Source organism: Pseudorhizobium endolithicum (genome assembly GCF_902153245.2).
Taxonomy (GTDB): Bacteria; Pseudomonadota; Alphaproteobacteria; order Rhizobiales; family Rhizobiaceae; genus Neorhizobium; species Neorhizobium endolithicum.
This window is the reverse complement of the sequence record NZ_CABFWF030000013.1, coordinates 283,937-306,845: the sequence shown is the minus strand read 5'-3', so window position 1 is coordinate 306,845 and position 22,909 is coordinate 283,937. Positions and strand designations below refer to the sequence as shown.

Here is a 22,909-nt window from a genome sequence, read left to right as displayed (position 1 = left end):
CACTTCTCGGACGCCGCCCGGCGCGGCCCCGTCACCCTTCGTGCCTCACAGGCACACCCGGCGCGCAATAACGGGAAATCGAAAGAAACGTCGGTCCGACTGCATTTCTTCCGCCCCGGTCGCCGGAGGGAGACCATTTTCCGCCGACCCCGATGATGAGGACTTACGTCGTTTCCTCACCACCAGCGCCGGCCCCGCCTCGCCAGGACGCCTCCTGGTGTATCCGAGGGCGGGACGGGGTAAGTATGGGGTGAGGTTTGGGGGACGGGGATGAGGAGGGGGGTAAGTGGTTGATATTTGGTGGGTGGGTGTGCGGTTTGGCGTGAGGAAGGTGCCGCGCCTCTCCTCCGTCATCCCGGCCTCGAGCCGGGATCCAGCCGCCGTGCGTCTGCACGGCGGGAGAACCGCTCGTGGGGAGTGGAATGTCTAAGGAGTCCTGCGCAGCAGACGCGCCGCTGCTGGATTCCTGTGACAAGCACAGGAATAAGAAGAGTGTGAGGAGTTACTGGGGGACTTTCATTGGAGTGGGGGGCGGCCGCAGTTAAGTTGGAGCCGCCCTTTCCCATGTCGTATTAAGAGTCGACGTCTGGACTTATACTCGGTTTCACTAATCGCCAAGCCGCTGCATTGCCCTTCCTCTCAGGGATCAGCTCAATCAGATTTTTTACCTTGAGGCGGTAGAACACCTCTTTCATCTGGTTCTCAGAACGAATGCCGGTTATCTCACGTGCCTGCCGGTTTCTGATCTCTGGATGGGTCTCGAGAAACTCAAGAACAAGTTCTTCAGGTGTGGCAAGCGGCGTGTGCGGGATCGTCACGACTACGTAGTTGCCATCCTCCCGGAGAGTGGGGCTTTTCAGCTTCCACTCCTTCATCTTCTCGAAAGCGGTGTTGAGGCCTTCGCCAAGGTCCTTATTCGGTGCGTCTTTGTACTTAGCTAGGGTGCGTACGATCTTCGAGTTGCGGCTGTACCGAACATCAAGGAAGTTGTGAACTGTCACGAACCCCGGCAGGCGCCCAGGGCTTCTAACCTCAATGCGGTCCTGGAAGATGATGATCTGAATATCGTCGGAAACAGAGTAGTCACGGTGGATGAGGGGCATCTTGGTTGACGGGTCACAAATGAGGAGACGGCAGCTTCGTGCCGCAATAACCTGCAACGCTAACAGCACTTGGAGAAATTCGTGCCGCCCCGGCCGACAAGTTTGGCTGCCTAAATCTTGATATGTTGGTGGAGTAGCTATCCCCTCACTTGCGATTTCTGCACTTAGCTGGAGCTAAGATGCTGAAAATCGCATTGTAGCCTTCGCGCGGCGTCCCGCTCAGGCCTCCGTGCGCCGAAAATCGACTTCATCGATTTCTGGCCTTCGGCCACCCCTTCGGAACCCAGAAGGGGGTAGATGGAGGCTGCGTTTCCTCACCGCCCCGGACGCCCCGTCTTGCCCTTGGTCCGCCCCTTGCGCTTCTGTTCGCCGGAATCTTCGTAGGAGCCGACGCCGACCTTGCCGCGGATGACGGGGCGGGGGTCGTCAGCTTTCCCCTCCCCAACCCTCCCCACAAGGGGGAGGGAGTCCCGTTGGTGCTCGCCGCGCTCCGGCTGGCCTTCAAGCAGCGGCGAGAAGCGCCGGCCCGACCCCCTCACCAAGTTCGCCTCGCCAGTCGGCTGCGCCTCTTGGGCTCCATCGCCTTCGCCCGGCGTCGCGCTCAGGCCTGCGTGCGCTGAAATCGATTTCATCGATTTCTGGCCTTCCGCCACCGCTTCGGAGCCCACAAGGGGAGAGGATGGGCGCTGCGCGCCCGGCTTTGCCGGCAGCTTGCCGGGGAGGGGTTTTTCGGTGCGGCCGACGGTCATTTCGTCCAGCGTGTTCTTGCGGAAGAGCGGCCCGCGGGTCGGTGAAGAGGGTTCGGCGATGTCGCGGCCCATGTCGTCCAGGGTGGGCTTGGCGAAGTAGGAGGATTCCCCCCTCACCAAGTTCGCCGAACCGCTCGGCTGCGCCTCGCGGGGCGAACTATCCTCTCCCACAAGGGGAGAGGAGGAGCCGCGCTTGCCGCTCCGTTCCTGCGCCCGTGCCTCGTTCTTTCCAGTCCCCCTCGCGCCTTCGGCGCTCGACGCCTCTTGGCGCGCAATCGGATCGTCCATCGCCGACAGCTCCACCGCCTTGAGGCGCTTGATCTCGTCGCGCAGGCGGGCGGCCTTTTCGAAGTCGAGATCGGCGGCGGCGTTGCGCATGTCCTTTTCCAGCGCGTTGAGATGCGCCTGGAGGTTGTTGCCGACGAGGTGGCCGCCATCGGCGAAGCCCTTGCCGGAGACGCCGGAGATATCGGCGCGGACGTGGTCGCGCTCGTAGACCGAGTCGAGGATGTCGGAAATGTTGCGCTTCACCGATTCCGGCGTGATGCCGTGTTCCTCGTTGTAGGCCATCTGCTTTTCGCGGCGGCGCGCGGTCTCGTCCATCGCCCGCTGCATGGAGCCGGTGACGGTGTCGGCATAGAGGATGACCTTGCCGTCGACGTTTCGCGCCGCGCGGCCGATGGTCTGGATCAGCGAGGTTTCCGAGCGGAGGAAACCTTCCTTGTCGGCATCGAGGATGGCGACGAAGCCGCATTCGGGAATGTCGAGGCCCTCGCGCAGCAGGTTGATGCCGACCAGCACATCGAAGGCGCCGAGGCGGAGATCGCGGATGATCTCGATGCGCTCCAGCGTGTCGATGTCGGAATGCATGTAGCGGACGCGCACGCCCTGTTCATGCAGGTATTCGGTGAGGTCTTCGGCCATGCGCTTGGTGAGCACGGTGCAGAGGGTGCGGTAACCCTTCGCCGCGGTCTCGCGGATCTCGCCGAGCACGTCGTCCACCTGGGAGCGGGCGGGGCGCACTTCCACCGGCGGATCGATGAGGCCGGTCGGGCGGATGACCTGTTCGGCAAAGACGCCGCCGGCTTGTTCCATCTCCCAGTTGCCAGGCGTGGCGGAGACGGCGACGGTCTGCGGCCGCATCGCGTCCCATTCCTCGAAGCGCAGCGGCCGGTTGTCCATGCACGACGGCAGGCGGAAGCCGTATTCCGCGAGCGTCGCCTTGCGGCGGAAGTCGCCGCGATACATGCCGCCGATCTGCGGGATGGTGACATGGCTTTCGTCGATGAAGATCAGCGCGTTGTCGGGGATGTATTCGAAGAGGGTGGGCGGCGGTTCGCCGGGGCGGCGGCCGGTGAGATAGCGCGAATAGTTCTCGATGCCGGCGCAGGAGCCGGTCGCCTCCATCATCTCGATGTCGTAGCGGGTGCGCTGTTCCAGCCGCTGGGCTTCCAAGAGGCGTCCGGCGGCCTCGAGCTCGGCCAGCCGGTGCTTCAGCTCCTCCTTGATCGACTTGATCGCGGCATTCAGCGTCGGGCGCGGGGTGACATAGTGGGAGTTGGCGTAGATTTTCACCGACTTCAGGTCGCCGGTCTTCTGCCCGGTCAGCGGATCGAACTCGGTGATCGCGTCGATCTCGTCGCCGAACATGGAGATGCGCCAGGCTGCATCCTCCAGGTGGGCGGGGAAGATCTCGATCGTGTCGCCGCGGACGCGGAACGAGCCGCGGGAGAAATCGATCTCCTTGCGCTTGTATTGCTGGGCGACGAGGTCGGCGAGCAGCTGGCGCTGGTCGAGACGGTCGCCGACCGACATCTGGAAGGTCATGGCGGTATAGGTTTCCACCGAGCCGATACCGTAGATGCAGGACACGGAGGCGACGATGATGCAGTCGTCGCGCTCCAGGATGGCGCGGGTGGCGGCGTGGCGCATCCGGTCGATCTGCTCGTTGATCGAGGATTCCTTCTCGATATAGGTGTCGGAGCGTGGGACATAGGCTTCCGGCTGGTAGTAGTCGTAATAGGAGACGAAATACTCCACCGCATTGTCCGGGAAGAAGCTCTTGAATTCCGAATAGAGCTGGGCGGCGAGCGTCTTGTTGGGGGCGAGGATGACGGCCGGGCGCTGGGTCGCCTCGATCACCTTGGCCATGGTGAAGGTTTTTCCGGAGCCGGTGACGCCGAGCAGGACCTGGGAGCGCTCGCCGGTATTGATGCCCTCGACGAGGTCGGCGATCGCCGTCGGCTGGTCGCCGGCGGGCTGGTATTCCGACGCCATGCGGATGGAAATGCCGCCCTCCGACTTTTCCGGCCGGGCCGGGCGGTGCGGCGTCCACAGCTTGCCGTCCTTGAACAGCGGGTTGCCGGACTCGATGAGCTTGGCGAGCGCGTCGACCGTGGCGGTGACGGCGCCGGGGGCGAGTGACTTCGCTTCCTCGAGGCTCACGTCCAGCCCGGCGACCGGATTGAGGCCGGCGGCGGCGCGGGTGGCCGGGTCCGACGAGGCGCCGATGGAGACGCCGCGGGCGGTTTTGGAGGCGGTGGTGTTCTTCGCGGTGGTCGGCTTCGAGGCCGCCTTCTTGCCGCCCTTGCGGATCAGGAGGTCCGGGACGACGTCGTTTTCGGCGGCCTTCTCCGCCTCTCGGCGGCGCTCGCGGGCGATCTTCGCCCGGTGGCTGCCGGCCTTGGAGGCGATCTCGCGCTGGGTCTCGATGCCCGACGCTTCCGCCTCCGCCTCCATCTGCTTCACCCAGTCGGACACGCTGCCGGACAGCGGCGCGCCTTCGAAACCGGATTGCGGGGCTTCCTCGAAACCATTCGAGGCGGGGGACTTGCGGGGGGATCTGGCCATGGGCGGAATATGGCGAGAGTCCGGGGGAAAGTGAAGGGGGCGGCGGCGGAAAATGAGTACAAAAGGGAAACGCGAGAACGCTGTCGCCGGACGGTGACGTCAGTCCTCCGTGCGGCCGGTGTTCTCGCGGTCGCGGACGTAATGGTGCTTCAGGGGGAAGGGCGGCAGCCAGGCTTCGCGGCGGATACACCAGAGCTCGTAGGTGGGGGTGAACCGGTCGGGCGCATCCAGCGCGCCCAGCGCCACCTCGGCCTCGTCGCCGCTGACGGCGAAGACCGAGGAACCGCAGCGGGGACAGAAATGACGGCCGCGATACTCCGACGTCTCACCTGAGATCGTCACCGCTTCGGCGGGGAAGATCGCCGTGGCGTTGAACAGGGCGCCGTGATGCTTGCGGCAGTCGAGGCAGTGGCAGAGGCCGACCCGGTAAGGCTTGCCGCGGGCGGAAAGGCGGACCTGGCCGCAGAGGCAGCCGCCGGTGACGTCGTCCATGATGCGCTCCTTCCTGTCGTGACGGGAGGCTAGGGCGAAGGACCGGCGGCGGCAAGGTTTCTCAGGCCACGGCGCCGGCCGGTTCTGCATCCTTGCCCGGCAGCGGCGGGAAGGCGAGCGCGATGGCGACCGCCCCGAGGCCGACGAGGGCGGAGCCAATGAACAGCCACTGGTAGCTGGCGAAAGCGTCGAAGGCCCAGCCGCCGGCGAGCGGGCCGAAGGCCATGCCGACCGAGGAGAGCATGGTGGCGGCGCCGAAGACGGTGCCCACCACATGCGGCCCGAAATACTCCCGCGCCAGCACCGCATAGAGCGGCATGACGCCGCCATAGGTGCCGCCGAAGATCACCGCCAGCGTGTAGAAGCTCGTGAGATCGTCGGCGGCAAGATAGGCCGAGATCACCGCGGCCTGGATAAGGAGACCCGTGACCAGCACCGGCTTGACGCCGATCCGGTCGGCGAGCACGCCGAAGAGCACGCGGCCGCCGAGCCCCGCCAGGCCCTCGACGCTGTAGATGCTGACGGCCGCCATGGGCGCGATGCCGCACAGCATGGCATAGCTCACCATGTGGAAGATCGGCCCGGAATGGGCGGCACAGCAGGCGAAGAAGGTGAAGCCGAGCACGAGGAATTGCGGCGTCAGCAGCAGACGCGACAGCGGCTGGCGGCGGGCCTCGACGGCCTCCGCCTCGTCCCCCGCCGACAGCGCCGGCGGGCGGCGGATCAGGAGTGCCGTCGGCAAGAGGATCGCCCAGGCGCCGACCCCGATCATCAGCATGGCGGTTCGCCAGTCAGTGGCGGAGATGAGGGTGCGGGCGAGCGGCGAGACGGTCATCGGCGCCATGCCCATGCCGGTCGAAACGAGCGAGACGGCAAGCCCGCGCTGCTCGTCGAACCAGGTCATCACCGCCGCGATCATCGGCGCGAAGAAGGCGCTGGCGGCAAGCCCCACCAGTGTGCCATAGGCGAGCTGGAAGGCGAGAAGGCTTTCGGCGCGGCTGGCCAGCACCAGCGCCAGGCCGAGCAAGACCGAACCGATCAGGACCACGATCCGGGCGCCAAAACGGTCGGTGAGGGAGCCCCAGAGGAAGCCGCCGAGGCCCATGACCAGGAAGTTCAGCGTCATGGCGGTGGAAATGCCGGCGCGCGACCAGCCGGTCTCGCTCGCCACCGGCTCCAGGAAGATCGCCAGCGAAAACATGGTGCCCGCCGCCACGCAGCCCATCAGCCCGCCGGCGGCGACAATCACCCAACGATATGCACTTGCCATGACCCTCTCCCGAACAAGGCCGGCGGTGGCGCCGGCGAGGTTATATGCGGCAAGGACGGATGGGGAGAGGGGATTCCGACAGGGGTACCTATGATTCGATCTAGGAGGCGTCCGCGGGAAAATTCGCGACCTTGCCAAGAGAAATATAAATGGTAGCGTTGATCGGGGGAAATAATGGCTATCAGAAATCTCTCGCTTGGCTCGCTCGTAGTAAATCGCGCCAACGACCGTCACGGTGAACTTGAGAACGAAACGGCTGCCATTGCTTGGCTCTTCAAGGAGCGCGAACAGCATATGCGCAATCTCGCGAAGGACATTGTAGATCGAAAGGAAATCTACGAGCTTCCTTTGGTCTCCCCCGAAAATGGGAAATTTGTAGTCTTCGACGGAAACCGGCGCGTGACGTGCCTGAAACTCCTTGAGGATCCTCGTCGGGCGCCGACGGTTGAGCTTCAAGAGTTCTTCCGAGAGGAACGTTCTCGATGGACGGCTGGCTTTCCCAAGAGCATTCAGTGCCAGGTCGAAGCTGATCGAGATCGAATCGACGAAATCCTCTTTCGTCGGCATACAGGCTCTCAGAGCGGGGTCGGCCAAAGCACGTGGGACGACAGAATGAAGGCCACTTTTGTGGCACGTACTGGGAAGGGCAACGGACCCAGCATCGCAGACGAAATCGAACAACGATTGGCAGGCGCCAATCTATTGCCGTCTCGGAGGAAGGTGCCGCGATCGACGCTGAATCGCCTTCTGTCAGCTGAGCCCTTTAGAAACCGCGTTGGGATCAGCATGAAGGGAGGGCGGTTCGAATTCACTCATGATGAAACAGCGACCCTTGGGGCTCTGGCGCGTATCGCGAGTGACCTTGCCACCCGCGAAGTAGTCCTGGGTCATCTTTGGGACGTGGACGGCAAGGAAGCATATCTTAACCGGCTAGAAAGCGAAGGTGTCCTTCCCGGCCCCCACCATGCCATCGTCGCCGCCGTGAGGGATACGCCAAAGCAGGTCAAAGCCAAACCCACCGCTAGGGCCGTCCCCACCATACGGTCGACCCTCATCCCTCCTAAGGATTTCGGTCTGACTTGGCCAGGTCGCCTCCAACGACACCATCAGATTTGGGAGGAATTGCAGTTTCACCTCGACCTCAGGAAGCACCCAAACGCGGTTTCGGTTCTGCTCCGTGTGCTTATAGAGCTTGCCTTAGAGAATTATATCACGTCGGCCAAGGTGCCGGTCCAGGACAAGGATAAGCTCGCAGTTAGACTCGAAAAGGTAGGTCAACATCTGCTGGCGGAGGGCCAGATCAACAGCAAACAGATGGATGTGCTTAGGAAATTCAAACAGGGCGACAAGCTCGTTTCGGCAGACACTCTAAATCGATACGTGCATTCACCTAATTTCGCACCATCACCTGAGCATCTCTCATCGATGTGGGACAGTCTCGCAGACGTAATCGTGCTCTGTCTGAAGACCTAGCGCCGCGGCTTCTGGTTCATGGATTCCTGCTTTAGAAATTTCGGCAAGGAAAGCTTCTGGCTTGCTTGTTCCATAAGGAACTCGGCCATTCCTTCGCCATTTAACCAGTAGATGAAATCTACAGAATTTCTGTCCGGGTCGTCGTCGGTGAACGCCTTGAAACCCTCCAACAGCAAATCTAAGGCATCGTCGTCGCCGGTAAAATCGAACCATTCTCCCGCGTACCAGTAGCTTGCGAAACCAGTATGCAGGCACCGTTCGTGGTGCGACATTCCCCAAAACGGTTTTTGACCGACTAAAGTCATGTCGGGCAGCCAGGTCTTTGCCGCCCTGAGCCGATTCTTATGCCGCTTGGACTTCCCGATCTTGTATTTGCCGTGGTTCTCTACAATGTAGATGTATCCCGGATCCACCCGGCGGATCTGCCAAACTGGCATGATTGTGCCTACATCTTTGAAGATCATTAAGCCTCTCCATCGCAGGCGAACTGTTCAGCTCGGAATTTAGGCGACAATCGACGCTCGAATTCCGGGTGAAGGCGGTCGTAAAGCCAATTGAGCTGCCTCGCCGACGAGTTCAACTGCTACTGCTTGAAGACGTTCTCCCGATGCCAACTGAGGTAACGAGGATGCGGTCGATATCGCGGTTCGGTGGGTACACGAGCGACTAGATCCTTTGTTAATAGATGCGACACGTCCTCGTTGAGCTGGCGTGAGCAGAGGATTTTGTAGTCATCCCCCATTGAAAGCAGGCCTCGATCGAACATCCAGTGAACTGTCCCGGACAAAGCGATACCATTCTGCACCGAGTCATTTCCGCCGCGTTCCACCGGGATGATATGTGCGGCTTCCACCTCAGGGCGACCGCCGCCGTTGATGAGACGCAAACCGGTAAACGCACAGGTACGATCGTAGACTGTACGGATATGTTGTCGGAACTTGGCGTCGCGGAAGGGCCGGCTGATTGTCTGCAGCAGTATGGGTCGCTCGAAATCACCTACATCATAGTAGGACTGCGGCGCCTCTTCCAAGTGGAGGATTGTCTTGCTATCCAAACGAGCGGGCCATTCGTCTTCCTGTCCAAGGCCTGCCGCGACGATCGAAGCGAACTCCTCCTCTTCGATGACACGAACGGCTTGTACACTGCGCCCGGGATTAATGGATAGATCTGGTCCGACGAGCTTCCTTTCGAATCCACCGCCGGCCACGTAATCTACAGGCGCATCGAAGTCCAAATACTCTTCAAGATGAGCGTAAAAGTGGTCCGCGGTACGTGGATCCGGCTTAACTGATGAGACCCGCGCTAGGCCTGAATAGTATCTGCTGCGCATCCGAGGGAGTGGACCATAGTAGATTATCCAGTCCCCAACCGTCTGCCGAACACGAGACAAATAAGTTTTAGGGAAGTGGTAGCGGATGCCCGTGACGTCGTCATAAGTGCTGTCGACTTTGTGGTAGAAGATTCCCTTCGCCATTCCCTCACCCTACTACTTGTCCCGATCTTAGGAGTATCCCTCGATTTGTATCTGGAAAAGAGGCTAAGGCGAATCGGGCGACATGTGATGGGCACCCGCAAACACTTGCGGGAGGATTGAAGATATTCCACCTCAGCTGTTTCATGCGTGCCGCATTGAAAGCTGGAGGAGTTCAGGCCTCCGGCCTATATCCGGACCGAGGAAAAGCATCAGCCAAGGAGCCAACCACCCATGAGCGTTGCCTTCGTCAAGGAAGAGAGTGCGGAAACGGCGGCGGAGACGTTGTTGCCGGACCGTCCGGTCTCGCCGCATCCGAACCTGGTGACGCAGGCGGGGTTGGAGGCCTTGAAGCGGCAGCTGGAGGAGGCGCGCGAGGCTTATGGGGCGGCAAGCGCCATCGAGGACGTGAACGAGCGGCGGCGGCAGGCGGCGGGGCCTTTGCGGGACCTTCGCTATTTCACCGAGCGGGTGCGCACGGCGCAGGTGATGCCCGAGCCGGTGGCGTCGGAGGTCGTGGCCTTCGGCAGCACGGTGACCTTTTCGCGCGAGGACGGGCGGGTCCAGCGCTACCGGATCGTCGGCGAGGACGAGGCCGATCCCAAGGCGGGCACGATTTCCTATGTGTCTCCCGTCGCCCGGCAACTGATGGGCAAGCGGGTGGGGGACGTCGTTTCGGTCGCGGGGCAGGAACTGGAGCTCGTTGCGATTTCCTGCGACGGGTGAGCCGCGCGATGAGCCCGGCGGTGCGAGGCCCGGGATCTCCCGATCCTGAACGGATCGTGCCGCAGGGTCCGAAGCGGCAGACGCGCCAAGCTGCCGATCCGCCATCCTTGACTGCATTCGAGGGCGCCGGCCCTTGATAGTCCGTCTTGCGCCTGTCACGAAGGGCTCTGGAGATTGGCGGGGCCATGGCTGCGATGCGAAAGACCAGATTGACGAACCTGCCGGCGCCCTATCTGAAGCGCCTTTCGGTACGCGAGGATGCAAGCCTCGGCGGTGACTATCCGTTCAACCTTCCCTGGCTCGACGGGGATTTTTCCCTCGATTTCTTAACGCCCGTGACGATCATCGTGGGGGAGAACGGGACGGGGAAATCGACGCTGATCGAGGCGGTGGCGGCACTTTGCGGCTATGACGAGGCAGGGGGCGGCAAGGGCTACAGGCCGCTGGACCATTCCCGCGCGGTGGACCGGAGCGGCGCGCTGCTCGCTTCTGCGCTACGGGCAAGCTGGCTGCCCAAGGTGACGGCCGGCTGGTTCTTTCGCGCCGAATCCTTCTTTTCGGTCGCCCGCTTCCTCGACGAAGCCGCGCGCGATGCCAATGCGGCACCGCCGGACTTTCTGTCCTGGAGCCATGGCGAGGGCTTCGTGCGCTTCTTCGAGGAGCGCATGAGCCGGCAGGGCATCTATTTTCTCGACGAGCCGGAAAGCGCGCTTTCGCCGAAACGACAGCTGGAACTGCTGCGGCTCCTGCACGAGATCCAGACGGCGGCGAGCGCCCAGATCATCATGGCGACCCATTCGCCGATCCTGATGGCGGTGCCGGGGGCGCGGCTTCTGGAGATCACGCGCGGGGGCCTGGCGGAGACGGAGCTGCGCCAGACACGGCACTTCCGGCTCTACCAGGATTTCACCAGCGACCCGGAGGATTTCATCACCCGTGCCTTGCGGGACGAGGTCTGAGGGACGGACGAGGGTTCGCCGTCAGATCCCCGAACCGTCCAGCTCCGCCTCGTCCTCCCATGCGCTCGGCCGGCACGGCATCGAAGGCGCGCCAGGCGTTTCCGTCGTACCGGCGCCCCTGGCCCAGGAGGCGAGGTTCCGGCCTCCGGGCCCTGTCCGGAGGGGCGGATGGTGACGGGGATGCGGCTGCCGTCCTTCGGGTGCCGTTCGCATCCGGCGCCAGCGGGCCGGTTGTTCCATGTCTGCCTCCCGTCGGGATGACGGTGGAGCATCGCCCTGGCGGCCTTTTGGCCGACGCTTCTGCAGGGCGAGAGCCGGCATGGGCTCGCATCGATGAGCTACCGGGGGGTGCCTATATTTCGGGCGCAGGTCCGGGAGCCACGCCCAAGAGCGGACTCACGGAACCGGCACACAACTCTTCCCACCGCCATTAGACGAAGGTTGATCTCACGCCCTTCTGCCAAGGGTGGTAGAACTATATCCGTCGGCATGTGCCGATTTTTGGAGGATCACCAGGCGCACCCCGCCGCTACGCTCGCGGCACCTGTGAGGCGAAACATGCGCCTCCCTTGCGTTGGATCTCAATTCTTACACTCGCAGACGAGCTTTGGGTTTTCAGTTGAACGCTGAAGGCATCGATGCGTGCAGCCGGCATTCATGGAGGAGGAATAATGGCAGTTGCAGACATGAACATCAGGGACCGCTCGCGTCCCATGACAGGGGAGGAGCGGAAGGTCATCATGGCCTCGTCCGCCGGCACCATCTTCGAATGGTACGACTTCTACCTCTACGGCTCACTGGCGGCGATCATCGGCGCGCAGTTCTTCACCGCCTTCCCGGAGGCGACGCGCAACGTGTTTGCGCTTCTCGCGTTCGCGGCGGGCTTCATCGTGCGCCCCTTCGGCGCGCTCGTCTTCGGTGCGCTCGGCGACATCGTCGGCCGCAAATACACCTTCCTCATGACCATCCTGATCATGGGTCTGTCGACCTTCCTGGTCGGCATGCTGCCGTCCTACAGCAGCTGGGGGGCTGCGGCGCCGGTCATCCTGATCATCCTGCGCATGCTGCAGGGCCTGGCGCTCGGCGGCGAATACGGGGGGGCGGCCGTCTACGTGGCCGAACATGCCCCTGCCAACAGGCGCGGCTACTTCACTTCCTTCATCCAGACCACGGCAACGCTCGGCCTGCTCCTGTCGCTGATCGTGATCCTGGCCGTGCAGGGCTATGTGAACGCCAACTGGGCGCCGACGGCGGTTCTCGATGCGGCCGGTGCGGCGGTGCTCAACCCGGACGGCAGCCCGAAGATGATCAAGGCCTTCGACCTGTGGGGCTGGCGCATCCCGTTCCTGGCGTCGATCCTGCTCCTGGCCATCTCGCTCTACATCCGCCTGCAAATGAACGAATCCCCGGCCTTCAAGAAGATGAAGGAAGAGGGCGCGGCTTCCAAGGCACCGCTGCGGGAAGCCTTCGGCACCTGGAAGAACGGCAAGATCGCGCTGATCGCGCTGTTCGGCCTCGTCGCGGGCCAGGCCGTCGTCTGGTATTCGGGCCAGTTCTACGCGCTGTTCTTCATCCAGAACGTCGTCAAGGTCGACAGCTTCACGGCCAACGTGCTTGTGGCCTGGTCGCTGATCCTCGGCACCGGCGGCTTCGTGTTCTTCGGCTCGCTGTCCGACAGGATCGGCCGCAAGCCGATCATCCTGGCGGGCTGCGCGATCGCGGCGCTGACCTACAGCTTCGTCTTCCCGCTGCTGACCCGGACGGCGAACCCGGCGCTTCACGCAGCACAGCAGACGCCGGTTACCGTCACCGCCTCGCCGGAGGACTGCTCGTTCCAGTTCAACCCGACGGGAACGGCGAAGTTCACCTCGTCCTGCGACATCGCGAAGGCAACGCTTGCCCGCAACTCGGTGAACTACCAGAGCGTCGAGGACGCGGCGGCAACGGTTGCGCAGATCAAGATCGGCGACACCGTCATCCCGGCCTATGATGGCGCGGCACTGACGGGCGACGACCTGAAGAACGCCACGGCGGCCTTCAACAAGGGCGTCAACGACGCGCTGACGGCGGCGGGCTATCCGCTCTCGGCCGATGCGAACACGTCGGTGGTGAAGGCCGCCCACTTCTTCGACATCTTCACGGGCCAGAAGATCACGGTCGTGCTGATCCTGACCTATCTGATCGTGCTGGTGACGATGGTCTACGGCCCGATCGCGGCTATGCTGGTGGAACTGTTCCCCACCCGCATCCGCTATTCCGGCCTGTCGCTGCCGTACCATATCGGCAACGGCTGGTTCGGCGGCCTCATGCCGGCGACGGCCTTCGCCATCTCCGCGCAGACGGGCAATGTCTATGGCGGGCTCTGGTACCCGATCGTGATCGCCGCCGCGACGGTGGTAATCGGCGCCCTGTTCGTGCCGGGCGGTACCCACAAGAAGGACATCTTCGCCGACGACGCGAGATAGTCCGAAACGCGCAGGCCGGTTCCGGAACCGGCCTGCCGATGCTGCCCGGCACCAGCCGATAGTGCAGGTCGTGCATGGAGAATGGAAACTGTGGAATTGCTGGCGTCTCAACTGATCGATCCGTTCCGCATCGGGATGATCTTCTTTCTTCTCGTGACGGCGCTGAGGACCCGTGCTGCAACGGGAATGGTCGTTCCCCTGGGGCTTGGGGTGGTCTTCATCGCCATCCTGCTGCCGCTGACGACGGCACGGGACGCATCCGGAACGGGTGATATGGCGATGGCCGTGGCCGCCGGCATTGCCGCAAATGCGCTCATCCTGTCCGTCTGCCTGGCAGCCTGGACGGCCTGGAAAAAGACGCGCTGAGCCAATAGGGCAGCCGTGCTCCACACGCCTTACCCGAAGCGCCACGCGGATAGTCCGCAGCCAATTCCGCCTTGCGGCCGGCGCAGATCATGGGTCGGCCATCCAATGTTCACCGGAAGCGAAGGACTTGCCGAAAGCTACGGGATGACGAACCGCATCATCCCTGATCGGCGGGCATGGACGGCGCCAGGTGATCTGGCGCCTGGGCGCGAGGCCCCGGCGTTCGGAATTGCGCCGCGGATCTTCCGCGTCCTCGAACGGGTCCCGTTACGGCGATCGAAGGAGCTTAGTCTGGCCGGATCAGTATTTGTACAGCCGAGGTCGTAGCGCCTAGGCCGATCTACCGTCATCGGCGCCGTTTGGGCAAAGAAGCTCGAAGCCTGTGCTGCTCGTCGTGGATGCGCGACCCAGGCAGGATGGCCCGACGCAGCAGGCCGGCCGCAGGGGCGAGGCATGGGCAGGGTCGCTCCGGACGTCGGGTCGAGGTTTGCCGCCCGCCCTGAGATGCCGACGGCCAAGGGCTAGGAGGGGCTAGCAAAAGCTAGCAAGGGATAGAGGGGGCTCGGAAGTCCCCGGCGCCGGCGGGATGGGAGGCGATACCTCTGCAGGCGCCCGCAATCCAAATCCTAAATTCCCGACCCGTCCAGTTCCTCTTCGTCCTCGCCCTCCCAGGCGGTGGGCAGGGCCAGTTGCTCGTCATTGGCGGCGGGCAGGGGCATCCAGCATTTCAGTTCCGGCTCCGCATATTCGATGATGGCGCCAGGTGCGGAATCGGAGGAGCGCCAGGCTTCTCCGCCGTACTGGTCGCCCTTCGACCAGTAGACGAGATCGACGGCGCCCGCGCCCTGTTCGGAGGGTCGGATGGTGACGAGGATGCGGCTGCCATCCCTCGGTGCGGTTCGCATCTGACGCCAGCGGCCGGGTTCTTCCATGCATGCCTCCCTTTTTAGACGATGGTGGAGTGTCGCCTTGCGCGGCTTCGCGGTCAACGCGTCTCTTCGGCAAGAGTTCGGGCGGGAAGTCGGGAGCGGCTTCAGGTGACGAAGGGCATGATGTCGATGCCGTCGCCGGGAAAGACGGTGATGTGGGGGTGGTCCAGGAAGAGGTCCGCGGCGGCCTCGGCGGTTTCCGCCTCGACCATCAGATAGCCGCAGAAGGGGTTGCGGGCTTCGGCGACGCCGTTCTTCGTCACCCGCGTCGTCCTGCCGACCATGCCGCCGCGGTCGAGGATCGCCCCGCATTGCGGTCCTCCCAGGCCGCCCATTGCTTCACGCCGGCCGCATCAACGGCATCCTGCTCGGGTTTGGGCAGGCTGCGGAAAGCCGCAAGGTCCTCGGGCTTCATCGTGTAGACTGCAAGAAATCGGGGCATGGGCTTCTCCTCCAGAGATGCCGCTTGTTGTCATGCCGGGAAGGCGAAAGGTCAAGCCGGGCGGAGGAAAGCGCAGGGCCGCTGTACAGCCCCGGCCGGTATCGGGCAGCGCGTCAGGCGCCCTCGAATTTCACCGTCACGCCGCGCTGGCGAAAATAGGCCTGCATCAGCTTGCGGCCGGAGCGGTTGTTCTGGGCAAGTCTTGCCGGGTCGAAGATGGCTTCCTTCCTGCCTTCGCGCGCAAGGGCGGCCTTGAGGGTGGCGATATGGGTGTCGAGGTCGGCATTGTCTGCCGCAAGCGATTGGTAGATGCGGTCGGTTGCCTCGGCCACGGTCAGTTCTGTCACCGTCAAACTCCTGTCGTTGTGGTCTGGCTGGCGCTTAGCATGTTTTTCAGCCTGGCCATACGGGTATCGGGCGGCGGGCGATCAGCGAAGGAGGCCGTCGAGGCCGAACTCGTCCCAGCCGGCAAGGGGCGGGGTGTCGTCCTCCCCGTCGGCGGAGGCGTCCCGGGTCCCCTTGCCCTTCTTCAGCGAGCGGGTGAGCTTGGCCTTGAAGGCGGCGCGCCGCCGGTTCTCCGCTGCCGCTGCCTTGTCGTGCTCACGCCATTCGTCCACGGTGCCCTGGTCGAGCAGGTCCTTGAGGAGTTGCGGGTCGAAGACGTGGAAGGTGATCTGGCGCGCCCGGCCGCGAAGCTTGACGGTGCGCGTGCCGGCGCTCTGCAGCCGCCCGTCTTCCAGCCACCGATGGCGTTCGGTGGTGGAAATCGACAGGACGTCCTCGATCTCGCGCGGGATCACCGGCAGGTCCTCGATGGCTTGGAGCGCCTGCGAGACGATGGCGCAGGCGCAGCGGAACTCAGCCTCGTCGCCTTCGGACATGGACAGCGTCAGGTTCGCGACGGTGTAGTCGAGCGCCTTGCGGGCTGCCATCGGCAAGCGGGCGCGGATCTCGAGCAGAATGCCCTTGGCGCGAACGGTGGATCCGAAGGTTGCTGCCGCCGGCAGGCTCCAGGTCTTAACCAGCGCCGGGGGTTCGGTGTCTTTCTTGCTCTTCGACATGCGGGCAGCATGTGGCGATCGGGAGGTCCGGCGTCAATGGATACACCCCGCCGCCCCATCCCGGGCCGCCTTCGCCCGGGATAGGGATTCGTCTCTTGGGGTCAGATCCCCAGGCCACCGGCCACGGTGAGTTGCTGTCCGTTGATGTAGCCCGCATGGGGGCCGGCCAGGAAGGCGATGGTTTCGGAGACTTCCTCCAGCGTCGCGATGCGGCGGATCGGGTGCATGTCGAGGATGGCGTCGCGGTTAGGAAGTTCGCCGGCGACATCGGCGGCCATGTCCGTCGGCATGATGCCGGGCTGGATCACATTCGCGGTGATGTTCCGCGGCCCGAGATCGCGGGCGATGCCCTTGGCATAGCCGGCGAGCGCCCATTTGGTGGCGGCGTAATCTGCGACGCCGGGGAAGACGACGTGGGAGCCGAGGCCGGAGCCGACGAAGATGATGCGTCCGCCATCGGACAGCCGGGGGGCTGCGGCGCGGGTGTTGGCGATGGTACCGAGCACGTTCACCTGCCACTGGCGGTTATAGCTGTCCCAATCGAGCGACGGGTCGTCCACCGTCTGGCCCTGAACCGCGATGCCGGCATTGTTGACGAGGATGTCGAGCCGGCCGAATTCGGCCAGGACGGCATCGATCAGGGGGCGTGCGGAGGAAAGGTCTGCCTGGTCGCTCTTTACGGCAAGGGCCCGGACGCCCTTGGCCTTCAGCCTTTCCACGACGGCATTGGCCTTTTCGGCAGAGGCGGCGTAGCTGATGGCGACGTCTGCGCCGTGGGCGGCAAGCGTTTCGGCGGTCGCGGCGCCGAGGCCGCGCGAGCCGCCGGTGACGAGGGCGACCTTGCCTTGAAGCGTCTTTTGTGTGTCGGACATGGGGAATGCCTTTCTGCAAAGGTTGAGCGCCGGTCGGGAGAGGTAGCGCGTTTACGTAACGACTATTACGATAACGATCGGTATGCAATTTGACCAGCGGCGTCAAGAGGTTTAATAATGGTCGTTATGAAACAGGATGGATCGAGCTGATGGGACGCCATCGCGAATTCGACATCGACAAGGCGCTGGACGCCGTACTCTGCGTCTTCTGGCGCAAGGGCTATGAGGGCGCGTCCTATGCGGACCTGACGGCAGCGGCGGGCGTGGAGCGGCCGGCGCTCTATTCCGCCTTCGGCAACAAGGAAGAGCTCTTCCGCAAGGCGCTGCAGCGCTATTACGATCGGTTCCTGCAGTATATTCCCGAGGCGCTGGCATTGCCGACGGCGCGCGAGGTGGCGGCGCATATTCTCTACGGTGCGATCGACCTCAACACCCGCTTCGACGACCACAGAGGCTGCCTCTTCATCAACGGCGTGCTGGCGGGCTCAGACGATGCCGAGCCGGTGCGGCAGGTGCTGATCGAGGGGCGAGCGATCGCCGAAGGCGAGATTCGCGAACGCTTCGAGCGGGCGAAGGCCGAGGGCGATCTGCCGGAGACGGCCAAGCCCGAGGCACTCGCTGCCTTCCTGATGGCGGTGACGCACGGCATGGCGGTGCAGGCCAAGGCAGGTTTCAGCCGCCAAGTGCTGGAGGGCGTGGCGGAGCAGGCGCTGGCGAGCTGGCCGGCGGGGCGGTCAAAGACGGCGGCCTGAACTAGCGGGCGAAGCGCTTTGCGCCGGCCACGCAGAGGATCACGGCAAGCGTCACCGCGACCATGGCCGGGCTGACCGCTTCACCCAGTAGCGTGGCGGCGAGCGCCAGGCCAAAAAAGGGCTGCAGAAGCTGCAACTGGCCGACGCCGGCGATTCCGCCCAGCGCCAGGCCGCGATACCAGAAGACGAAGCCGATCAGCATGCTGAACAGGGAGACATAGGCGAGGCCGAGCCAGGCCGGGCGGCCGACGGCTTGAAGCGTGGGCGGCAGGGTGGTCACCGCGAGCGCCACCATCACCGGCAGCGACAGGACCAGTGCCCAGGAGATTACCTGCCAGCCGCCGAGGCGGCGGGAAAGGCGCGCGCCTTCGGCATAGCCGAGGCCGCACAAGAGGATCGCCGCCAGCATGAGCATGTCGCCGGGCGGTGACGCGGTGCCGCCGCCCGAAAGGGCGAACCCTGCAACCAGCGCGCTGCCGAGGCCGGAAAACAGCCAGAAGGCCGGCTTAGGGCGCTCGCTGCCGCGCAGCACGCCGAAGAGCGCGGTGGCGAGCGGCAGGAGGCCGACGAAGACGATGGAGCGGGCGGCGGTGACGTGCTCCAGCGCCAGCGCGGTCAGCAGCGGGAAGCCGACGACGACGCCGAGCGCCACGACGGCAAGCGGCAGCAGGTCCGTGCGCGCTGGTCGCTTCTCGCGGAAGGCGGCAAGCAACAGGATCGCCAGCCAGCCCGCAATCGCGGCGCGCGCACCCGTCAGGAACAGGGGGTGAAAATCCGCGACCGCCGCTCGGGTCGCCGGCAGCGAGCCGCTGAAGATCAGCACGCCGAGGAATCCGTTGATCCAGCCGCTTGTGGTCCTGTCCATGGCTGCTCGGTCTCCTCGGCGGGTTCTCGGGGTGTCGGATGCGTGCCGGCATCGCCTTGGGGCGGTCGGGACGTCAGGATCCGACCCTAGAGCCTGCGGGATGGATTCCCCAGCAACAGTCCATTACACTTCCGGCAAACTGTTATGGTAACGGGAGCAGTACGGATGGACGTCTCGACGAGTCGGGCCGGCACGCAGGTGGAGCGGGTGGCGGCGGCGATCCGCCAGAGGATCGCCGGGCGGTCGCTTCTTCCCGGCGCCAAGCTGCCGTCCATTCGAAGCTTCGCCGGCACCATGGGGGTCTCCGCTTCGACGGTGGTGGAGGCCTATGACCGGCTGGTCGCGGAGGGCGTTATCGAGGCGCGGCGGGGATCGGGCTTCTACGTGCTGCGCCGCCAGCAGCCGCTATCGCTGGCACAGATCGGGCCGCAACTGGACCGGGCGGTCGACCCGTTCTGGGTATCGCGGCAGTCGCTGGAGGCGGGCCACGATGTGCCAAAGCCGGGCTGCGGATGGCTTCCCTCCTCCTGGATGCCGGAGGAGGAGTTGCGGCGCGCGCTGCGCAGGCTTTCCCGCACAGGCGCCGAGGCATTGACGGATTACGGCACGCCGCTTGGACACCGGCCGCTGCGCCAGCTGCTTTCCCAGCGGCTCGGCGAGCACGGCGTAGCGGCGCCGCCCGAGCAGATCCTGCTGACGGAGAGCGGCACCCAGGCAATCGACATGCTCTGCCGGCTGCTCGTCGAGCCGGGCGAGACGGTGCTGGTCGACGATCCCTGCTACTTCAACTTCCTGGCGCTTCTGCGTGCCCACCGGGTGACGGTCGTCGGGGTGCCGTGGACGCCGACGGGGCCGGACCTGGCGGCGTTTGCGGCGGCAATCTCCCACCACCGGCCGCGGCTCTATATCACCAATTCCGGCCTGCAGAACCCGACGGGGGCATCGCTCACGCCGGCGATCGCCCACAGGCTGCTGGCGCTGTCGGAGGAAGCGGGACTGACGATCATCGAGGATGACATCTTCGGCGACTTCTGCCAGGAGCCGGTGCCAAGGCTGGCGGCGCTCGACGGGCTGGAGCGGGTGATCCAGATCGGCAGCTTTTCGAAGACGCTGACGGCGGCGGCGCGTTGCGGCTATGTCGCCGCGCGGCGCGACTGGATGGAGCGGCTGGCGGACCTCAAGATCGCCACCACCTTCGGCGGCAATCCGGTCTCTGCGGAACTGGTCTACGCGATCCTGCGCGACGGCAGCTACCGGCGCCACCTCAACGGATTGCGCGAGCGGCTGGCGCGGGCACGCGGCGACGTTGCCGTGCGGCTCAGCGGGCTCGGCATCCGGCCGTGGATCGAACCGCGCGGCGGCATCTTCCTGTGGTGCGAACTGCCCGAAGGGCTGGACGCGGCGGAGGTGGCGAAGCGGGCGCTGGCGGAGGACGTGGTGCTGGCACCGGGCAACGTGTTCAGCGTCTCGCAGTCGGCGAAGCGCTTCATGCGCTTCAACGTGGCGCAGTGCCGCGATCCGCGGATCTATGGAGTGCTGGAGCGGGCGATGGACGGTGCAGCCGGGTGATCTCGGCCGGCCGCGGCCGCATCGGGCAGGACTTGCCCGTGATCTCGATCTCCGGTCGGGAGGAGCGCTCTTGGCGCCTATTCTTCAGGCGGCACAGGGACCGGCCGGCCTTCCTCGTCGAGGGCGACCATGATGAAGGTTCCGGCGGTGACCTTCTCCAGCACGCGGTGGCGCGCACGGTGAGCCCAAGCCTCCACCTGAAGCGTGATGGACGTGCGGCCGACGCGGGTGAGTTCCGTATAGACGTTCAGGGTATCACCGATCTTCACCGGCAGTTCGAACGCCATCTCCTTGACGGCGGCCGTGACGACGCGGCCGCGGGCGCGTTCGGCCGCGCGGATGCCGCTTGCCAAGTCCATCTGCGACATCACCCAGCCGCCGAAGATATCGCCGGCGGCGTTGGCATCGGCCGGCATGGCCAGCGTGCGGAGCGTGAGTTCGCCCGTAGGGCGGGGACTGTCGGTCATGGAGGAATTCCTTTCGCCGACAAGAAATCCGATTCTGCGTCGGCGGGCCAGTTACGTTCTTCGAAAGGGTGGGCCGGCGAGCTCCATTAGTCTTTAGTCGTAGCTAATTCGCGCATGAGGCGAGAAAGAAGCCCTTCACCACCCAGTAACTTTCATGGGCTAGATATTGTTACAGAATGTCACAAAAGGGGAGGGGATCCCATGCAACGCCTGACCATTTCCGCGAGAATGTACTTTCTCATCGCGCTGTCCCTCATCATCCTCGGGGGCGCGCTGACGTTGAGCCTGTTCCAGAGCTATGCCTCCTCCGAGAAGGAGCGGAAGGCGGGGCTCGCCTACATGGACGACATTGCCATGAGCGTCCTGAAGCAGTATCACGCCCTGGAGGTCTCGGGTGCGCTCACCCGCGAACAGGCGCAGGCGGAGGCGATGAAGGCAATCGGCGCCATGCGCTATGCCGACGGGAGCGGCTATTTCTGGATCAACGACATGCGGCCCTACATGGTCATGCATCCGATCAACGCAAAGCTGAACGGGACGGACCTGTCGCAGAACAAGGATCCCAACGGCAAGCACCTGTTCGTGGAGTTCGTCGACACGGTCAAGGCGAGCGGCCAGGGCTTCGTCGACTACTATTGGCCGAAGCCGGGCCTTGAGGAGCCGGTCGAGAAGTACTCGCACGTCATCGGCTTCGAACCCTGGGGCTGGATCGTCGGTACTGGCGTCTATGTCGACGACCTGCATGCGATGTTCCGCGACAACCTCGTCACCTATGCCTCGATCTTCGGCTTGTGCGCCGTGGTCCTGATCGGAGGCGCCTTCTTCGTCATCCGCAGCGTCACGGCACCCCTTGGCCAGGTCAAGGGCGTGCTCCAGCACATCGCGGACGGTGAGGCGAACGTCACCGTTCCCCACACGCAGCAGAAGAACGAGATCGGCGACATGGCACGCGCGCTGGTCGTGCTGCGGGATGCGGTCGAGGAGCGTATCGCCCTGCAGGAGCGCGAAAGCGAGCAGCAACGTGCGCTTGCAGAGGAGCGCTCGTCGAACGAACGGGTGCTGTCGGCAGCCTCCGACCGCCAGGCCCGCGCAATGGCCGAGCTCGGCCGGGCGCTTTCCGAACTGGCGCAGGGCAATCTGTCCGTCAGTGCGGCAGACCTGGGTTCCGACTACGCCAAGATCCGCGAAGACTTCAACCATGCGGTAAGCTCGCTGCGCCAGACGGTGCAGGCGATCACCGAGACCAGCCACGTCGTCCGCGACAGCGCAGCGGATATCAGCGGCGCGACCAGCAACCTGTCGCGCCGGACGGAGCAGCAGGCCGCATCTCTGGAGGAGACCGCTGCCGCTCTCGACGAGATCACCGCGACCGTAAGGACCGCCTCGGAGCGGGCCAACGAAGCGCGCCTGATGGTTGCCGAGACAAAGCAGAGCGCTGGACGCTCCGGCGAGATCGTCCGCAACGCGGTCGACGCGATGGGCCGGATCGAGGACTCGTCGAGCCGCATCAACCAGATCATCTCGGTCATCGACGAGATCGCCTTCCAGACCAACCTGCTGGCGCTCAATGCCGGCGTCGAGGCCGCCCGTGCGGGCGAGGCCGGCCGTGGCTTCGCCGTCGTCGCACAGGAAGTGCGCGAACTGGCACAGCGTTCGGCCAACGCGGCCAAGGAGATCAAGACGCTGATCAGCAATTCGGCCCGCGAGGTGGAGAGCGGCGTTTCGCTCGTCCGCTCGACCGGCGATGCCCTGATCGAGATCGCCCAACTGGTCGAACGCGTTAACTCGCATGTGGAGACGATCGCGACCGCCTCACGCGAGCAGGCGACCGCGCTGCAGGAGATCAATTCCTCCGTCAACAACATGGACCAGATGACGCAGCAGAACGCGGCGATGGTGGAAGAGACCACCGCCGCCAGCCAGACGCTGGCGGAGCAGAGCCTGCATCTCCAGAGCCTGCTGTCGGCCTTCCGGCTGGAGAGCGGCCACGGCGCCTACGGCTTGGGCCACGCGACGCGCGCCGCCTGA

The 22,909-nt window shown here is 64.4% G+C and carries 20 protein-coding genes and 1 pseudogene; 8 read left to right on the top strand and 13 right to left on the bottom strand.

The annotated features are described in order from the left end of the window. Positions 1–572: 572 nt before the first annotated feature. The 4 genes from RTCK_RS14615 to RTCK_RS14600 all read right to left on the bottom strand — a co-directional run bounded on the left by RTCK_RS14615 (position 573) and on the right by RTCK_RS14600 (position 6,464). A complete protein-coding gene (locus RTCK_RS14615) occupies positions 573–1,103 on the bottom strand; it encodes an ATP-binding protein (protein WP_235988702.1) in 531 nt (176 codons plus the stop codon). A 314-nt stretch (positions 1,104–1,417) separates the two neighbouring features. Then, positions 1,418–4,702, bottom strand: a complete 3,285-nt coding sequence (gene uvrB, locus RTCK_RS14610; RefSeq protein WP_142593335.1) for an excinuclease ABC subunit UvrB — start codon at positions 4,700–4,702, stop codon at positions 1,418–1,420. Positions 4,703–4,801: 99 nt separating this feature from the next. Further along, entirely contained in the window at positions 4,802–5,194 is a 393-nt protein-coding gene (locus RTCK_RS14605; RefSeq protein ID WP_142593334.1) for a GFA family protein, read from the bottom strand. 61 nt (positions 5,195–5,255) lie between these two features. After that, positions 5,256–6,464 carry an MFS transporter gene (locus RTCK_RS14600; protein ID WP_142593333.1) on the bottom strand — a complete coding sequence of 403 codons (1,209 nt, stop codon included), beginning with the start codon at positions 6,462–6,464 and terminating at the stop codon, positions 5,256–5,258. 174 nt (positions 6,465–6,638) lie between these two features. On the opposite strand from RTCK_RS14600, the gene RTCK_RS14595 reads away from it, so the two are divergent. After that, positions 6,639–7,937, top strand: a complete 1,299-nt coding sequence (locus RTCK_RS14595) for a hypothetical protein (RefSeq protein WP_142593332.1) — start codon at positions 6,639–6,641, stop codon at positions 7,935–7,937. Here RTCK_RS14595 and RTCK_RS14590 read toward each other — a convergent pair. After that, the gene (locus tag RTCK_RS14590; protein WP_142593331.1) at positions 7,934–8,401 is read right to left on the bottom strand and encodes a GIY-YIG nuclease family protein; all 468 of its coding nucleotides are present in this window, start codon (positions 8,399–8,401) and stop codon (positions 7,934–7,936) included. The genes RTCK_RS14595 and RTCK_RS14590 overlap by 4 nt on opposite strands. 119 nt (positions 8,402–8,520) lie before the next feature. Continuing rightward, positions 8,521–9,411: an HNH endonuclease gene (locus tag RTCK_RS14585; protein ID WP_142593330.1), complete on the bottom strand. Its 891-nt coding sequence runs from the start codon at positions 9,409–9,411 to the stop codon at positions 8,521–8,523. Positions 9,412–9,642: 231 nt separating this feature from the next. Here RTCK_RS14585 and greA point away from each other — a divergent pair, with 231 nt between their 5' ends. From greA to RTCK_RS14565, 4 genes are all read left to right on the top strand, one after another. Beyond that, complete coding sequence (gene greA / locus RTCK_RS14580) at positions 9,643–10,134, top strand: transcription elongation factor GreA (protein WP_142593329.1); 492 nt, start codon at positions 9,643–9,645, stop codon at positions 10,132–10,134. A 185-nt stretch (positions 10,135–10,319) separates the two neighbouring features. Continuing rightward, entirely contained in the window at positions 10,320–11,093 is a 774-nt protein-coding gene (locus RTCK_RS14575; protein ID WP_142593328.1) for an AAA family ATPase, read from the top strand. A 713-nt stretch (positions 11,094–11,806) separates the two neighbouring features. Further along, a complete protein-coding gene (locus tag RTCK_RS14570; protein ID WP_142522850.1) occupies positions 11,807–13,558 on the top strand; it encodes an MFS transporter in 1,752 nt (583 codons plus the stop codon). 81 nt (positions 13,559–13,639) lie between these two features. Beyond that, positions 13,640–13,924, top strand: coding sequence for a hypothetical protein (locus tag RTCK_RS14565; RefSeq protein WP_142593327.1), 285 nt, complete (start codon positions 13,640–13,642; stop codon positions 13,922–13,924). 626 nt (positions 13,925–14,550) lie between these two features. Here the strand turns inward: RTCK_RS14565 and RTCK_RS14560 are convergent. The 5 genes and pseudogenes from RTCK_RS14560 to RTCK_RS14540 all read right to left on the bottom strand — a co-directional run bounded on the left by RTCK_RS14560 (position 14,551) and on the right by RTCK_RS14540 (position 17,228). After that, entirely contained in the window at positions 14,551–14,856 is a 306-nt protein-coding gene (locus RTCK_RS14560; RefSeq protein ID WP_142520519.1) for a hypothetical protein, read from the bottom strand. A gap of 101 nt (positions 14,857–14,957) precedes the next feature. Continuing rightward, positions 14,958–15,295 (bottom strand): annotated as a pseudogene (locus tag RTCK_RS14555) (hypothetical protein). A 113-nt stretch (positions 15,296–15,408) separates the two neighbouring features. Then, a complete protein-coding gene (locus RTCK_RS14550; RefSeq protein ID WP_142520521.1) occupies positions 15,409–15,642 on the bottom strand; it encodes a hypothetical protein in 234 nt (77 codons plus the stop codon). 81 nt (positions 15,643–15,723) lie between these two features. Next, the gene (locus RTCK_RS14545; protein ID WP_142593326.1) at positions 15,724–16,356 is read right to left on the bottom strand and encodes a hypothetical protein; all 633 of its coding nucleotides are present in this window, start codon (positions 16,354–16,356) and stop codon (positions 15,724–15,726) included. Between the two features lie 101 nt (positions 16,357–16,457). After that, positions 16,458–17,228: an SDR family NAD(P)-dependent oxidoreductase gene (locus RTCK_RS14540; protein ID WP_142593325.1), complete on the bottom strand. Its 771-nt coding sequence runs from the start codon at positions 17,226–17,228 to the stop codon at positions 16,458–16,460. A 149-nt stretch (positions 17,229–17,377) separates the two neighbouring features. On the opposite strand from RTCK_RS14540, the gene RTCK_RS14535 reads away from it, so the two are divergent. After that, a complete protein-coding gene (locus RTCK_RS14535; RefSeq protein ID WP_142593324.1) occupies positions 17,378–17,980 on the top strand; it encodes a TetR/AcrR family transcriptional regulator in 603 nt (200 codons plus the stop codon). Position 17,981: 1 nt separating this feature from the next. On the opposite strand, the gene RTCK_RS14530 is transcribed toward RTCK_RS14535, so the two are convergent. After that, the gene (locus tag RTCK_RS14530) at positions 17,982–18,845 is read right to left on the bottom strand and encodes a DMT family transporter (protein WP_142593323.1); all 864 of its coding nucleotides are present in this window, start codon (positions 18,843–18,845) and stop codon (positions 17,982–17,984) included. A gap of 165 nt (positions 18,846–19,010) precedes the next feature. Between RTCK_RS14530 and RTCK_RS14525 the strand changes: the two genes are divergently transcribed. Further along, positions 19,011–20,414 carry an aminotransferase-like domain-containing protein gene (locus RTCK_RS14525; RefSeq protein ID WP_142593322.1) on the top strand — a complete coding sequence of 468 codons (1,404 nt, stop codon included), beginning with the start codon at positions 19,011–19,013 and terminating at the stop codon, positions 20,412–20,414. Positions 20,415–20,491: 77 nt separating this feature from the next. Here RTCK_RS14525 and RTCK_RS14520 read toward each other — a convergent pair whose 3' ends face one another. Beyond that, positions 20,492–20,881, bottom strand: a complete 390-nt coding sequence (locus tag RTCK_RS14520) for an acyl-CoA thioesterase (RefSeq protein WP_142520527.1) — start codon at positions 20,879–20,881, stop codon at positions 20,492–20,494. A 201-nt stretch (positions 20,882–21,082) separates the two neighbouring features. Between RTCK_RS14520 and RTCK_RS14515 the strand changes: the two genes are divergently transcribed. After that, complete coding sequence (locus RTCK_RS14515) at positions 21,083–22,909, top strand: methyl-accepting chemotaxis protein (protein WP_142593321.1); 1,827 nt, start codon at positions 21,083–21,085, stop codon at positions 22,907–22,909.